The organism is Prevotella sp. LCP21S3_D2 (assembly GCF_052118345.1).
In the GTDB taxonomy this organism is placed as follows: Bacteria; Bacteroidota; Bacteroidia; order Bacteroidales; family Bacteroidaceae; genus Prevotella.
Genome location: NZ_JBQKHJ010000010.1, coordinates 13,726 through 26,650, shown reverse-complemented (window position 1 = coordinate 26,650; position 12,925 = coordinate 13,726). Strand labels below are relative to the sequence as shown.

Here is a 12,925-nt window from a genome sequence, read left to right as displayed (position 1 = left end):
ATTAATGTTTTCTTGCTTCCTTGGAAGCTACACTCAATGTGGCATGAGGTACAGCACGCAATCGCTCCTTAGGAATCAGCTCACCTGTCTCGCGGTCGATACCGTAGGTCTTGTTCTCGATGCGAATCAACGCAGCCTCCAATCCCTTGATAAACTTCTGCTGGCGCTGAGCCATCTGGATGATTTCCTCCTTGCTCTGTGCCTCGCTTCCCTCCTCCAGGGCCTTGTAGGTTGGTGATGTATCTACCACATCATTACTATCAGAGTGATTAAGCTGAGCCATACAGTCTCTGTAGGTCTGCTTTGCCACCTTTAATTTCTCTTCAATGATAGCGCGGAACTCAGCGAGATCCTCATCGCTATAACGTGCTTTTTCGTTAGCCATAGATGTTCTTTTGTTAAAAGTTATTATTAATGTTGTCTAGCTATTAAGGTATTAGAAGTTAGAAGTAAGCAGTTTTGGTAAAACTCCGAACTCCCAACTTCTAACTCCTAGCTTATTTAATTCTTCTCTACAAGAATGTTCAACTTAAAGTCATCAAACTCGGTCTCAACACCTGCGTTGTCACCGATTTCGATGCTGTCTGCCAATACCTGCCCCTTGATGTAGTCGCCGAATGCCTCGATAGCTGCATTGGTCTCCTCGTTAGGAGCCACAGTTACGTTGATGCGGTCGGTAATCTCCAGTCCAGTCTCCTTACGGAGGTTCTGGATACGGTTGATCAGCTCACGAGCCATACCCTCTTTCTTCAATTCTGGGGTCAACTCTACCTCAAGTGCAACGGTCAGATTGCCCTCGTTAGATACGAGCCATCCTGGGATATCCTCAGAGATAATCTCCACGTCGGCTACCTCTACCACGGCTTCCTGTCCGTCGATATTCAATGTGATGTTGCCTGCCTTCTCGAAGGTTGCAATCTGGTCCTGATCGAGTGCTGACATCTGGGCTGCAACACCCTTCATCAGCTTGCCGAATTTCTTACCCATCACTCTGAAGTTACACTTCACCTTCTTAACGAGAATGCCCTGACCCTCAATGAAGTTAACCTCCTTCACGTTCACCTCGTTCTTCAACAGTCCGGCTACTGCCTCGATGTGTGCCTTCTGCACATCATCTACGGCAGGAATCATAATCTGCTGCAGTGGCTGACGCACCTTGATGTTCACCTTGCGGCGCAATGCCAATACCATAGAAGTAATCTTCTGGGCGATGGCCATACGCTCCTCCAGGTCGGCATCGATAGTAGCTTCATCAGCTACTGGGAACTTATCCAGGTGTACGCTCTCCAACTCGCCGCCCAAGTCGTGATACAACTCGTCTGCATAGAATGGAGCGAATGGAGCCAAGAGCTTAGCCACTGTCATCAAGCAGCTATAGAGAGTCTGGTAAGCGCTCAACTTGTCCTCGCTCATCTCCTTACCCCAGAAACGTTTACGGTTCAGACGAACGTACCAGTTAGAGAGGTCATCGTTTACGAATGCATCGATGAGACGACCAGCACGGGTTGGATCATAGCCAGCCAACTCTCTGTCAACGTCCTTGATGAGGGTATTGAGTGAAGAGAGAATCCAGCGGTCAATCTCTGGGCGCTTCTCGAATGGCACCTGAGCAGCCTCTGCATCGAAACCATCTACATTAGCGTAGAGGGCGAAGAAGCTGTAGGTATTATATAAGGTACCGAAGAACTTGCGACGGGTCTCATCCACGCCGTTAGGGTCGAACTTGAGGTTATCCCAAGGCTCGCTGTTGGTCATCATATAGAAACGAACAGGATCGGCACCATACTTGTCAATCATCTCGAATGGGTTGGTCACGTTACCCACGTGCTTACTCATCTTGTTGCCCTTGGCATCGAGAACGAGACCAGAAGAGATTACGTTCTTGAAGGCTACGCTGTCGAATACCATGGTAGCGATGGCGTGCAGGGTGAAGAACCATCCACGGGTCTGATCCACGCCCTCGTTGATGAAGTCGGCTGGATAGAACTTAGGAGGAATAGCATATCCCTCGTAGGTGCTGTGGATGAGTGCATCGCGGTCTGCCTCTGTGCCACGGGCCATCTCTCCCTCGAATGGGTAGTGGAGCTGGGCATAAGGCATTGAACCTGAATCGAACCAAACGTCGATGAGGTCGCTCTCACGATACATTGGCTTGCCCTCCTCGTTTACCAATACGATCTTGTCAACGTATGGACGGTGGAGGTCAATCTTATCATAGTTCTCCTGACTGTAGTCGCCAGGAACGAAACCATTCTCCTTCAATGGGTTGCTCTGCATGATGCCTGCAGCCACAGACTTCTCGATTTCAGCATAGAGTTCCTCGAGGCTGCCGATGCACTTCTCGCCACGGTTCTCGTCACGCCAGATTGGCAATGGAGTACCCCAGAAGCGGGAACGTGAAAGGTTCCAGTCGTTCAGGTTTTCGAGCCAGTTGCCGAAACGGCCTGTACCGGTGCTCTCAGGCTGCCAGTTGATGGTCTTGTTGAGTTCTACCATGCGCTCCTTGCGGGCGGTATCCTTGATAAACCAGCTATCCAATGGGTAGTAGAGGATAGGCTTGTCGGTACGCCAGCAGTGAGGATAGTTGTGCACGTGCTTCTCGCTCTTGAAAGCCTTGCCCTCCTGCTTCAACTCGTAGCAGAGTACGATGTTCAGGTCTTCTGCCTTATCAGAAGCCTTCTTGTCCCAAACACCATCCACATTAAACTGTGGGTCGTAGGCATTCTTCACGTAGTCGCCTGCATGATGAGCGTATGCCTCCTTGTTGACGCAAGCACTTACGAAGTTGGCATCGAGGTCTTCGATGAGATAGAACTTACCCTGCAGGTCAACCATTGGGCGGGTCTCACCCTTCTTATTAATAAGGTAGAGGGCTGGGATGTTGGCATCCTTAGCCACCTTGGCATCATCGGCACCGAATGTAGGAGCGATGTGAACGATACCTGTACCGTCATCGGTAGTAACGTAGTCGCCGAGGATTACGCGGAAAGCCTCGCTGTCCATCTCAACGAACTTATCGCGACCATCCTCAGAAGCGAATACCTTCTCAGGATGAGCAGCTGCATATTCTGTTACGAAAGCTGGAGCAAAGGCATCTACCTTCTCGCATGGCTTCACCCATGGCAGGAGCTGCTCGTAGTGCATGCCTTCGAGGTCGGTACCCTTCATGTGGTCGATAATGCGCCATGGGCACTGCTTCTTCTCCTTGTCGAATGGAAGGAGATCGCCCTCCTTGCACTCCTGGTCTGCCTTCAGATAAGAACCTACCAGCGCCTCAGCCATCACGAGTGTCATAGGCTCGCCATTGTAGAGGTTGTAGGTCTCGATAGCTACATAGTCAATCTTAGGACCCACACAGAGAGCCACGTTTGATGGCAAGGTCCAAGGTGTAGTGGTCCATGCGATGAAGTATGGCTTGCCCCACTTGGTCCACTCAGCCTTAGGATCCTTGATGAGGAACTGAGCTGTGGTGGTGAGGTCCTTTACATCACGGTAGCAGCCAGGCTGGTTCAACTCGTGAGAGCTCAAACCAGTACCTGCACCTGGAGAGTATGGCTGGATGGTGTAACCCTTGTAGAGCAGTCCCTTGTTGTAGAGCTGCTTGAGGAGCCACCAGAGTGTCTCGATATACTTGTTATCGTAGGTGATATAAGGATGGTCGAGATCTACGAAGTAACCCATCTTCTCGGTCAACTCGCGCCACTCAGCGGTGAACTTCATCACGTTCTCGCGGCACTTGTGGTTATAATCCTCGGTAGAGATATACTTCTCAGAAGCCTTGTTGTCGATATCCTTCTTGGTGATGCCGAGTTCCTTCTCGACACCGAGTTCAACAGGGAGTCCGTGGGTATCCCATCCCGCCTTGCGGTGAACCTGGAAACCCTTCATGGTCTTGTATCTGTTGAATGTATCCTTGATACTACGTGCCAACACGTGGTGAATACCCGGGTGGCCATTAGCTGATGGAGGTCCCTCGAAGAAGATAAACTGAGGGCAGCCTTCACGCTCGTCGATAGACTTGTGGAAGATATCGTTTTTCTCCCACGCTGCTAGTACGTCATTGTTTGTCTGAGTCAAATTCAGACCGTTGTGCTCGGCAAATTTCTTAGCCATATTATCAATTTAAATTTTATATTGTTTTTACTTTTGGGCGCAAAGTTACAAAAAAAATATGTTTTACCCGAATAAAGGGGTAATAAATTAATAATTTTTCTATTAAAAATCCCGATTTGAGCACCAAAATAGTATCGGATGCTCAAATCGGGAATCAATATTCTGTTAAGGCTGGCAGGAAAAGCCATCAGCCCAAACGCTATAATCCAAAACTGTCGAGAGTTGTAAATCAGTCCAGACTATGGAGCCATTTCTTACCCCATTTGGTAGAAAGCCAAATATTTATAGCAACTGCAATTAATGCAATAATGCCAAAAACCAAGGTCATACCTGTTGTAAAATCCAGCTGTTTCATAATTATTATTTTATTTTGATTATTCTAAACGCAGCGTAAGCTAACGCTATCGTTCCTATAATACCTCCGGCAAACATACCTAAAAGTCTTTCAGGATTACCAGTATCCGTAACCAAAGCCATACCACTTCCAAGTACAGTCGTACCAAAGCACATAGCTGCTAAGTTATAGAAGAACTTTCCTAGTTCCTCCCTACTTGTTCTTGCCCGTTGTTTATCTTCTCTTTGCGTCATAACTCTGATTTTTAAATCAATATTCAGTTTGACTTTGCAAATATAAGAAAATATCCGGCAAAGTGGGATGATCCTGCTCTTTATTTAACAGTTTTTACACGAACCCTACAGATTTTCCGCCTCCTGCAGCCAGATGGAGGATGCGGCATCGCTAGGCATGCGCCAGTCGCCACGAGGACTGAGGCTCACGCTTCCCACCTTCGGACCATCAGGCAGACAGCTGCGCTTGAACTGCTGGTTGAAGAAACGGCGCACGAAGGTCTTCAGCCACTTCTTGATGGTCTCCTCATCATAGGAATCAGGATCGTTGTCGCTGATTTTCACGCGCTCCAGCTCGGTATCGATAAATGCCTTCTTTGCCAGCATGTAGATCTTGGCTGGACGGAAACCGAAGCGAAGGAAGTAGTAGAGGAAGAAATCGTGCAACTCGTATGGTCCCACCAGGTCTTCGGTCTTCTGCTTGATATTACCGTTCTCATCTGCCGGAATCAGCTCAGGACTGATTGGTGTATCGATGATGTCGCGAAGGGTGATGCGGCTCTGTTCGTCTACCCCACTCTCGGCAACATGGTTTACGAGATAACGGATCAAGGTCTTTGGGATGCTGGCATTCACGCCATACATGCTCATGTGGTCGCCATTATAGGTAGCCCATCCCAAAGCCAGCTCAGAGAGGTCGCCGGTACCGATAACCATTCCTCCCATCTTATTTGCCAGGTCCATCAGGATCTGGGTACGTTCACGTGCCTGCGAATTTTCATAGGTTACATCATGCACGCTGGCATCATGACAGATGTCCTCGAAGTGCTGGGTTACCGCCTTGGCGATGCTGATTTCCTTGATGGTGATACCGAGGCTCTGCATCAGTGAGATGGCATTGTTGTAGGTTCTGTCCGTGGTTCCGAAACCAGGCATGGTGACACCCACGATACCCTTGCGGTTCATCTTCAGCTTATCAAATGCCTTCACACAGACGAGCAGTGCCAGCGTAGAATCCAGTCCGCCGCTGATACCCACCACTACGGTCTTGGCATGGGTATGGACGATGCGCTTGGCAAGTCCCATCAGCTGGATATTGAATATCTCCTCACAGGAGGCATTCATGTCGTTGCTGGTAGGAATAAAAGGATGCGGATTCACCTCACGCTCCAGCACGAATTCACGCTCATTCTCGGTAGGATCTGCATCGATGTTGCGGATATTGAACTGTCCTCCGAGAACAGAATATTTGATGTTGCGCTGGGCATTCACATAGGTTGAATTTGTACGACGTTCCGAGCGGAGTTTCTCTACATCTACCTGCGAGATAACCATCTGAGGATCAAGTGAGAAACGTTCACTTTGTGAAAGTAAAACTCCATTCTCATAAATCAGGGCATTTCCACCATATACAACATCCTGTGTACTTTCCCCGAAACCGCAGGAGCTATACACGTATCCGGTCATCGTGCGGGCGCTCTGCTGACTCAGAAGACTCTTCAGATAATTGTGCTTACCGATGAGTTCATCGCTGGCAGAGAGATTGAAGATAAGGTCAGCTCCAGCCAATGCCAACTTGTTGCTTGGAGGAGCAGGAGCCCATACATCCTCACAGATCTCCACGCCAAACTGCACGCCGTCGTAGGTCTGGAATATCTGCACATCCGGAGTCAGTTTCACCTTGTGTCCGGCATAGCGGATTTCGCTGTCTCTCAGGTCCTGAGCAGAAGCAAACCAGCGCTTCTCGTAGAACTCGCTGTAGTTAGGCAGATAGGTCTTAGGCACGACACCCAAGATCTGTCCGTGCTGGATGACGATACCGCAGTTGAGCAGCAGATCACCAGCCACAACCGGTGCACCGACGATGGAGATGATATCTAGCTTGCGTGTGAAATCAAGCAGCATCATCACCGCCTGCTCCGATGTTTCCAGCAGCATCTGCTGGCGGAAAAGGTCCTGACAGGAATAGCCCGTAATGGACAGTTCCGGGAAAGTAATGATCTCTACGCCCTTGCCTTCAGCCTGGGCTATCAGATCTTCTATCTGTTGAGCATTGAATACCACATCACCCACCTTGACAGATGGAATGGCACTCGCCACCTTGATAAATCCGTACTTCATATTACTTTGAACTTTGAGATTTGAACTTGGAACTTTGAACTTGGAACTGTATGATTACTTTGAGTGATATAACTTGCTAAGCATATCATAAAGTTCAAAGTTCCAAGTTCAATGTTCAATGTTTACTTAATCGTTACCTGTGTGGCACCATAGCCGTATTCCTGGAAGGAAGCATCCTGGTAGCTGCAGCTCTTATAGCGATAGTTCAGCTCATGGATGAGAGCCTGACGCAGTACGCCTTCGCCCTTTCCATGGATGAAGACAATCTTCTGTCCCTTCTTGTTCTTGTATTCATTCATCGTCTTCGTGAACACATCCATCTGATAATGAAGGATATCGGCCGAATTCATTCCAGCAGTTGTTTCAAGTACCTCGTCCGCATGAAGGTCTACTACGAGTGTGCCATCATCCTTCTTGCTCTTCTTCTTGCCGGTATTGGCAATCACCTTCTCGTCCTTGTACATCTGCTCCTTCAATCGTTTGGAGTCGATAACGAGCGGACGAGCCACCTCGTCATTCTCTACGATGGTGAAGAGATAGGCTGGAGTCTCGAAGAAATCATTCTCCTCGAAGAGATGAAGCTTGTAGAACTTCACTGGGTCCAGACGGAACTGTACGTCGGTAGCCGGCTTCAGGAGGAAAGGTTTCTCCTTCTTGTAGGCAATCATCTGGATGGCGATATGCTCCATTTCGTTCAGCGCCTCACGGCCGAACTCCTCGATGAAGAGCTTGGTGTTGGGTTCGATTTCACCCTCAGCCTTCAAGGTCCAGGCATTGCCCTCTGCTACGAGATAAGTATAGTGCAGATAATAGTTGCTGTCGTTCACCATATAGGTCTCGAAACGGGTATTGGTAACCTCCTTGATATCGATAGGCACGAAGGCGAGATAGGCGCTCAGCTTGTTGCCGCCCGTACGCTCCTGGATGTGCTTGACAAAGGTTACTTCCCTGTCAGCCGGATCATACTCTTCCTCCTCGATGTCGGTATCATGCTCATTGAGAATAGCCTTGATGCTTCGGCTGTCCTGATGCAGTTCCGTGTTGGCATGTTCTTCCGCCTTCTGCTTGGCATCCATCTTAGCCGAAATCATCTTACCCATGGCATAGTCGTCCTGCTCTACTACCACTACCTCGTTGATAGGCATAGGGATTTCAAATCCATCCTCGTCCTCTACCAGGACGATATTCTTACCCTGGAAGCCGGCAACCTTACCGCCACCCACTTCACTCAGGAATCTTACTTTATCTCCTTTTTTCATATCTGTTATTTTTTATATTCTTACTTACTATTGCGATATACAGGTCGTTGAAAGACCGGCGCTGACGACATACGGTTGCTAAAAAACCGTATATGTTCTGCAAAGATACAAAAGATATTGCAAAATACTACCGTTTTTTATTATTTTTAATGTATGTAAGAAAATAATCTATGGGAAAGAGAGCAGTATTGAGATATTTTTTATATCTTTGCAAGAGATTTATCGACTCTTAAACAATTTAGATTATGATTACATTTCCTTGCGCCAAGATTAACCTTGGCTTAAATATAGTTAGCAAGCGGGCAGACGGTTATCACAACCTGGAAACCGTGTTCTACCCTATTCCGTTAACAGATGCGCTGGAAATCAAGCTCATGGGCGAAGAGTTTCCGAGCGATGTGCCATGCGATCTCAAGATAACAGGTAATGCAGTAGATTGCGATGAGCAGAAGAATCTCGTGGTGAAGGCATACAATATGATTGCTGCCGACTTCAAGATTTCCCGCATCCATGCCCATCTCGTGAAGCGTATTCCGTCTCAGGCTGGTATGGGTGGCGGTTCTTCTGATGCTGCCTACATGATTCGTCTGCTGGATGAGCGGTTCCGTCTCAACATAGGCAATTCCGAGATGGAGCGATATGCAGCCAAGCTGGGTGCCGACTGTGCCTTCTTCATCTCTGCCGACCCTGAGGATGGCGATACTGCCTGCTACGCTGAGGGAATTGGCGATGTATTGATGCCATCGAGTGTTCCGAACGACAACATGAAGGGCTATTACATCGTGGTAGTGAAGCGTGATGACATTGCCGTGAGCACCAAGGATGCCTATGCAGCCATCACTCCTAAGCAACCAGCCAAGTGCTGTCGTGACATCGTACGTCAGCCTATCGAGACCTGGAAGGAAGAGCTTATCAATGATTTCGAGGCTCCTATCTTTGCGATGCATCCTGAGCTTGCCGAAATCAAGGAGAGCCTTTACAATCTCGGTGCCGTATACGCAGCAATGAGTGGCAGCGGAAGTGCCATCTTCGGCATCTTCAAGCATAAGCCAGCAAACATAGAGGAACAGTTCGAGGGAATGTTCTGCAAAACAATGAAACTTTAAAAAATGATGAACGAAGAAACACATCAGAAACTGATGACTATCAAGCGAAGCTTTCGCTTGCTGATGAATGGTCCGGGTTCGCAGTCGATGCGCGACAAGGGCTTGGGATATAAACTGAATTGGGGCGTGCCATTCTATGAGCTCAAGAAGATGGCGCAGGAATACGGCAAAGACTATGACCTAGCCATCGAGCTCTGGAAGGAAGATATCCGGGAGTGCAAGATTCTGGCTACGCTCATCATGCCTGCCGACAGGATGCTTGCCGAGATCACGGATATCTGGATGGAACAGGTACAGAGCCAGGAGATGGCAGAGATGCTTGCCTTCAACCTGCTGCAGCATGTAGACTATGCGCCTGTGATTGCCTATCAATGGATAGCAAGCGACAAGCCATTCTATGAGATTGCCGGTTTCCAGCTCCTTGCCCGTCTCTTTGCAAATGGTCAGGAGCCTAACGAGCGTGGCATCAATGAGTTCCTTGATCAGGCTGCCGTGGCTTTGCAGGGTGACAATATGGGCATCAAGCACGCTGCTGCCAATGCCGTCATGCGATTCTGTGATTTCGGAGAAGATTTCGAGAAGATTGCCAGAGGGGCACTCAAGGGAATCTTCGAGATATAGGAATATCCGAGAATAAGATTCTTCGAGATATAGGAATATCCGAGAATAAGATTCTTTGAGATATAAGAATATCCCCCAAAGGTGATTCAAGACAGCCCACGACACGGCTGAAATGACATCCCGACGTAGCAACGACTACGTCACGTCATACAAAAAAATACGTCCCGATGCAGTAAATGCTACGTCGGGACGTATTTTTATTGTCTATTCCATCAAAATTCCATACGTAATCACGCCATATAGGCGTCTCGCCGGATTTGTAATCCGGCGTAAAAAAGGTTCGACCTATTAAAACCGAGGGATTTGTAATCCCCCTATCTATCAACTGCATTCTTGCTTGCTGCGGATTGCAAATCCGCAGAGCTAAAACAGGTTAGGACATTTTTTAACGCCGGATTACAAATCCGGCGGGACGCCTAGCGGATGCTCTGTGTAAATCTGTGAAATCTGTGGGACATTTTCTTAGCGGTCGAAAAACTTCTGGTATTCGTTTTCGAAATTAGGAGTAAAGACACCTTTTCCGATGTTTTCCTTGATTTCCTCCTTACTCCAGAATCTGCCACCAGCCAATTCTTCCTGGCTAGGCTTCACCTCACCGTCGTATACGCAGCGGTGAACGTATACCAGTTCCTTTTCCCTCTGACTTTCAAAGACATAATGTCCCAAAGACTCCGGTTCGAAATCGGTGATACCCAGCTCTTCCCTTACTTCACGATGAAGCGCCTGATTCACGCTCTCGCCTAAATCTACGTGCCCACCGCAGGCTGTATCCCATTTATCCGGCTGGATATCCTTCCATGCCGGACGATGCTGGAGATACAGTTCTCCCTTGCTGTTGAATACATGCAGATGAACCACCGGATGCAATATCTTGCTTCCGTCATGGGCATGTCCCCGGGTGGTGGCACCCAGGATATTGCCCATTTCATCTACTACCGGAAATTCCTCGTTCTTATTGTCTGTCATAATTTCTTGTTATAGTGTTCCATACTCCTCAGAATAGCGAAGCATCTGGTCGGTATAGCTCTCCTCGTAATCGAGATTTACATCGATAGGATTGCCTTCTTCGTCAAATACCAGCGTCATCTTGGGATTGATGAAGCCCTTGTATGGGGCGAGATTCAGCTTCTTGTATCTTGCCAGAATCTCACGATGCAAGGCTGGGTCGATGTTCACGGCATACTTCTCTACCAGCTGTCGTGCAGCCTCATAATCGCCCTCGCTCTTGATGCGCTGAATCTCGGCAAGCAGTTCACCGAAGAGATGACGGAGCTTCTCATAATCATTCACCTTCATATAGGTACGTGTGGTGATGATATTGCCCTCTGCATCCTTCAGCGCATCCTCGGCAGAAGCATAGCTCACTTCTTCCTGAACGAGTTCCACGGCTCCCTCTGCATGTTCCAGCGTCCACCAGGCGATGAGGGCACGGTTGCGCATGTGGGCTTCCTCTATCTTGTCACCCTCCTTGATGCGGATGGTCTGGGTGAGCAGTCCGTTCATCAGATAGCTGTAATACTGAGCCTTATACGCCTCGTCATTAGGCGTCAGACCGAGTTCTACCAGCTTATGATCGGCTACATAATAGAGTCCGAAGAGGTCGGCACGTGCTTCTTCTATGGTGTTGCCATAAGCCTTCAGAGCATCCGGGTCTGTGGTAGGAAGCAATTGTCCGCTACCATGTCCCAGGCATTCGTGCAGGTCGGTATGCAGGTCGTCGGTGATGTCGGCATACTGGTTCATCAGCGCCACGGTTTCCTTGTCGATGACGAATTCATCTCTGAATCCGTTGCCCTGTGCAGCCTTGTTGTAGGCATCAGTCAGGTTGCCGATGGTAACGCTCTTGGAGCCATGTTCCTGACGGATCCAGTTGGAGTTAGGCAGGTTGATACCGATGGCAGAAGCCGGATATTCCTCTCCGCCCAGCATGGCAGCACAGATGACGTTGGCTGTAACTCCCTTCACTTCCGGCTTGCGGAAACGGGGATCTACAGGCGAATGGTCCTCAAACCACTGTGCGTTCTGGCTGATGGTCTGGGTGCGCTTGGTAGCCTCCAGGTCCTTATATTCCACGATACCTTCCCATGTACCTTTCATACCGAGAGGGTCACCGTATACTTCGATGAATCCATTGATGAAATCCACCAGGCCTTCATGCTGTTCTACCCATGCGATGCTGTATCGGTCGAAATCCTCCAGGCTACCGGTGCGGTAGAACTTCACCAGCAGGTCGATGACATGCTTCTGTCCTTCGTTCTCGGCATACTTCTGCGCCTTGAGCAGCCAGGACACGATTTCGCGGATGGTCTCACCATAGAGTCCATCTTCCTTCCATGTCAGTTCCACTACTTCATTGTTGCGCTTGGTCAGTTTGGAGTTGAGTCCGTATGAAGGAGGGTTCGGATTGTCCGTGTTCTTCATCTTGGCATAGAATCTCTCTACCTCCTCCTGCGTCACATCCTCATAGAAGTTGCAGGCAGATGTCTGCACCAGGTCTTCCCCATCCGTCTGGTTCACGCGCTTAGGCATCACCACGGGGTCGAAGAGGATGGATTCCAGCTGTCTCATGAGGTCTTCCTTGGTTTCTCCCCTCTTGATGGGCAGGAGTTCTTCCCCTATGTTTTCCAGCAGATGATAGAAATATTCCTCTGAGAATCCCGGCTTGAATTTTTCACAACCATAATGGTGATGAATGCCACTGGCAAACCAGATGCGCTTCAGGTAGACTTCGAATGCCTTGAATTCCTCGCATTCTCTGTCGCCTTCATAGTGCAGATAAACGGTTTCCAGTGTTTTTCTGATGCGAAGGTTGTACTTTCCCTGCTGGTCGAACGTGATATCTCGTCCCATCAGGGTAGCCTTAGCCAAGCAGAAAATATACAGTTTCTGGTTGAGCGATAAGTCCTCAAATCCCTTCAGCTCATAGCGGAGCATCTGGATGTCGGCGAATCGCTCATTCGTGTTCACATTACATTTTGCCATGTTATCATTGTTTGATTCTACCGCAAAAGTACGACAATTATTTTATATTTCAAACTTTTTTGGCTACTTTTCTTACTTTTAAGTGTAGAAAATAACTATTCTCCCGATTTTTTAGTAACTTTGCAGTAATATCTAACAAAAAAATAGAAAATAAGA

General features: G+C 48.4%; 10 protein-coding genes. 2 read left to right on the top strand and 8 right to left on the bottom strand.

What is annotated here, in order from left to right; all coding sequences use genetic code 11:
* Position 1 precedes the first annotated feature (1 nt).
* From ACTQ16_RS08335 to ACTQ16_RS08310, 6 genes are all read right to left on the bottom strand, one after another.
* Positions 2-385 carry a TraR/DksA family transcriptional regulator gene (locus ACTQ16_RS08335; protein WP_153123529.1) on the bottom strand — a complete coding sequence of 128 codons (384 nt, stop codon included), beginning with the start codon at positions 383-385 and terminating at the stop codon, positions 2-4.
* A gap of 116 nt (positions 386-501) precedes the next feature.
* Complete coding sequence (gene ileS, locus ACTQ16_RS08330) at positions 502-4,113, bottom strand: isoleucine--tRNA ligase (RefSeq protein ID WP_441936960.1); 3,612 nt, start codon at positions 4,111-4,113, stop codon at positions 502-504.
* A 229-nt stretch (positions 4,114-4,342) separates the two neighbouring features.
* Positions 4,343-4,468, bottom strand: coding sequence for a hypothetical protein (locus ACTQ16_RS08325; protein ID WP_294971954.1), 126 nt, complete (start codon positions 4,466-4,468; stop codon positions 4,343-4,345).
* 5 nt (positions 4,469-4,473) lie between these two features.
* Entirely contained in the window at positions 4,474-4,701 is a 228-nt protein-coding gene (locus ACTQ16_RS08320) for a hypothetical protein (RefSeq protein WP_295025001.1), read from the bottom strand.
* 105 nt (positions 4,702-4,806) lie between these two features.
* Positions 4,807-6,801, bottom strand: coding sequence for an NAD(+) synthase (locus tag ACTQ16_RS08315; protein ID WP_441936958.1), 1,995 nt, complete (start codon positions 6,799-6,801; stop codon positions 4,807-4,809).
* A gap of 122 nt (positions 6,802-6,923) precedes the next feature.
* Positions 6,924-8,060: a DUF2027 domain-containing protein gene (locus ACTQ16_RS08310; protein WP_217760978.1), complete on the bottom strand. Its 1,137-nt coding sequence runs from the start codon at positions 8,058-8,060 to the stop codon at positions 6,924-6,926.
* A gap of 245 nt (positions 8,061-8,305) precedes the next feature.
* Between ACTQ16_RS08310 and ispE the strand changes: the two genes are divergently transcribed.
* Positions 8,306-9,166 (top strand): 4-(cytidine 5'-diphospho)-2-C-methyl-D-erythritol kinase, encoded by an 861-nt coding sequence (gene ispE, locus ACTQ16_RS08305; RefSeq protein WP_441936956.1) that lies wholly within the window; start codon positions 8,306-8,308, stop codon positions 9,164-9,166.
* A 6-nt stretch (positions 9,167-9,172) separates the two neighbouring features.
* Complete coding sequence (locus ACTQ16_RS08300; RefSeq protein ID WP_264950269.1) at positions 9,173-9,787, top strand: DNA alkylation repair protein; 615 nt, start codon at positions 9,173-9,175, stop codon at positions 9,785-9,787.
* Positions 9,788-10,249: 462 nt separating this feature from the next.
* On the opposite strand, the gene ACTQ16_RS08295 is transcribed toward ACTQ16_RS08300, so the two are convergent.
* Together ACTQ16_RS08295 and ACTQ16_RS08290 are read right to left on the bottom strand one after the other, a co-directional pair.
* Complete coding sequence (locus ACTQ16_RS08295) at positions 10,250-10,753, bottom strand: NUDIX hydrolase (protein ID WP_441936955.1); 504 nt, start codon at positions 10,751-10,753, stop codon at positions 10,250-10,252.
* A 9-nt stretch (positions 10,754-10,762) separates the two neighbouring features.
* Positions 10,763-12,769, bottom strand: a complete 2,007-nt coding sequence (locus ACTQ16_RS08290) for a dipeptidyl-peptidase 3 family protein (protein ID WP_441936954.1) — start codon at positions 12,767-12,769, stop codon at positions 10,763-10,765.
* Positions 12,770-12,925: the final 156 nt, after the last annotated feature.

Bases quoted from the DNA above. Each gene is read 5' to 3' on its own strand.
- ACTQ16_RS08320 (WP_295025001.1), bottom strand. From the start codon at position 4,701: ATGACGCAAAGAGAAGATAAACAACGGGCAAGAACAAGTAGGGAGGAA.
- ACTQ16_RS08290 (WP_441936954.1), bottom strand. From the start codon at position 12,769: ATGGCAAAATGTAATGTGAACACGAATGAGCGATTCGCCGACATCCAG.
- ACTQ16_RS08325 (WP_294971954.1), bottom strand. From the start codon at position 4,468: ATGAAACAGCTGGATTTTACAACAGGTATGACCTTGGTTTTTGGCATT.
- ACTQ16_RS08300 (WP_264950269.1), top strand. From the start codon at position 9,173: ATGAACGAAGAAACACATCAGAAACTGATGACTATCAAGCGAAGCTTT.
- ACTQ16_RS08310 (WP_217760978.1), bottom strand. From the start codon at position 8,060: ATGAAAAAAGGAGATAAAGTAAGATTCCTGAGTGAAGTGGGTGGCGGT.
- ispE (WP_441936956.1), top strand. From the start codon at position 8,306: ATGATTACATTTCCTTGCGCCAAGATTAACCTTGGCTTAAATATAGTT.
- ileS (WP_441936960.1), bottom strand. From the start codon at position 4,113: ATGGCTAAGAAATTTGCCGAGCACAACGGTCTGAATTTGACTCAGACA.
- ACTQ16_RS08335 (WP_153123529.1), bottom strand. From the start codon at position 385: ATGGCTAACGAAAAAGCACGTTATAGCGATGAGGATCTCGCTGAGTTC.
- ACTQ16_RS08315 (WP_441936958.1), bottom strand. From the start codon at position 6,801: ATGAAGTACGGATTTATCAAGGTGGCGAGTGCCATTCCATCTGTCAAG.
- ACTQ16_RS08295 (WP_441936955.1), bottom strand. From the start codon at position 10,753: ATGACAGACAATAAGAACGAGGAATTTCCGGTAGTAGATGAAATGGGC.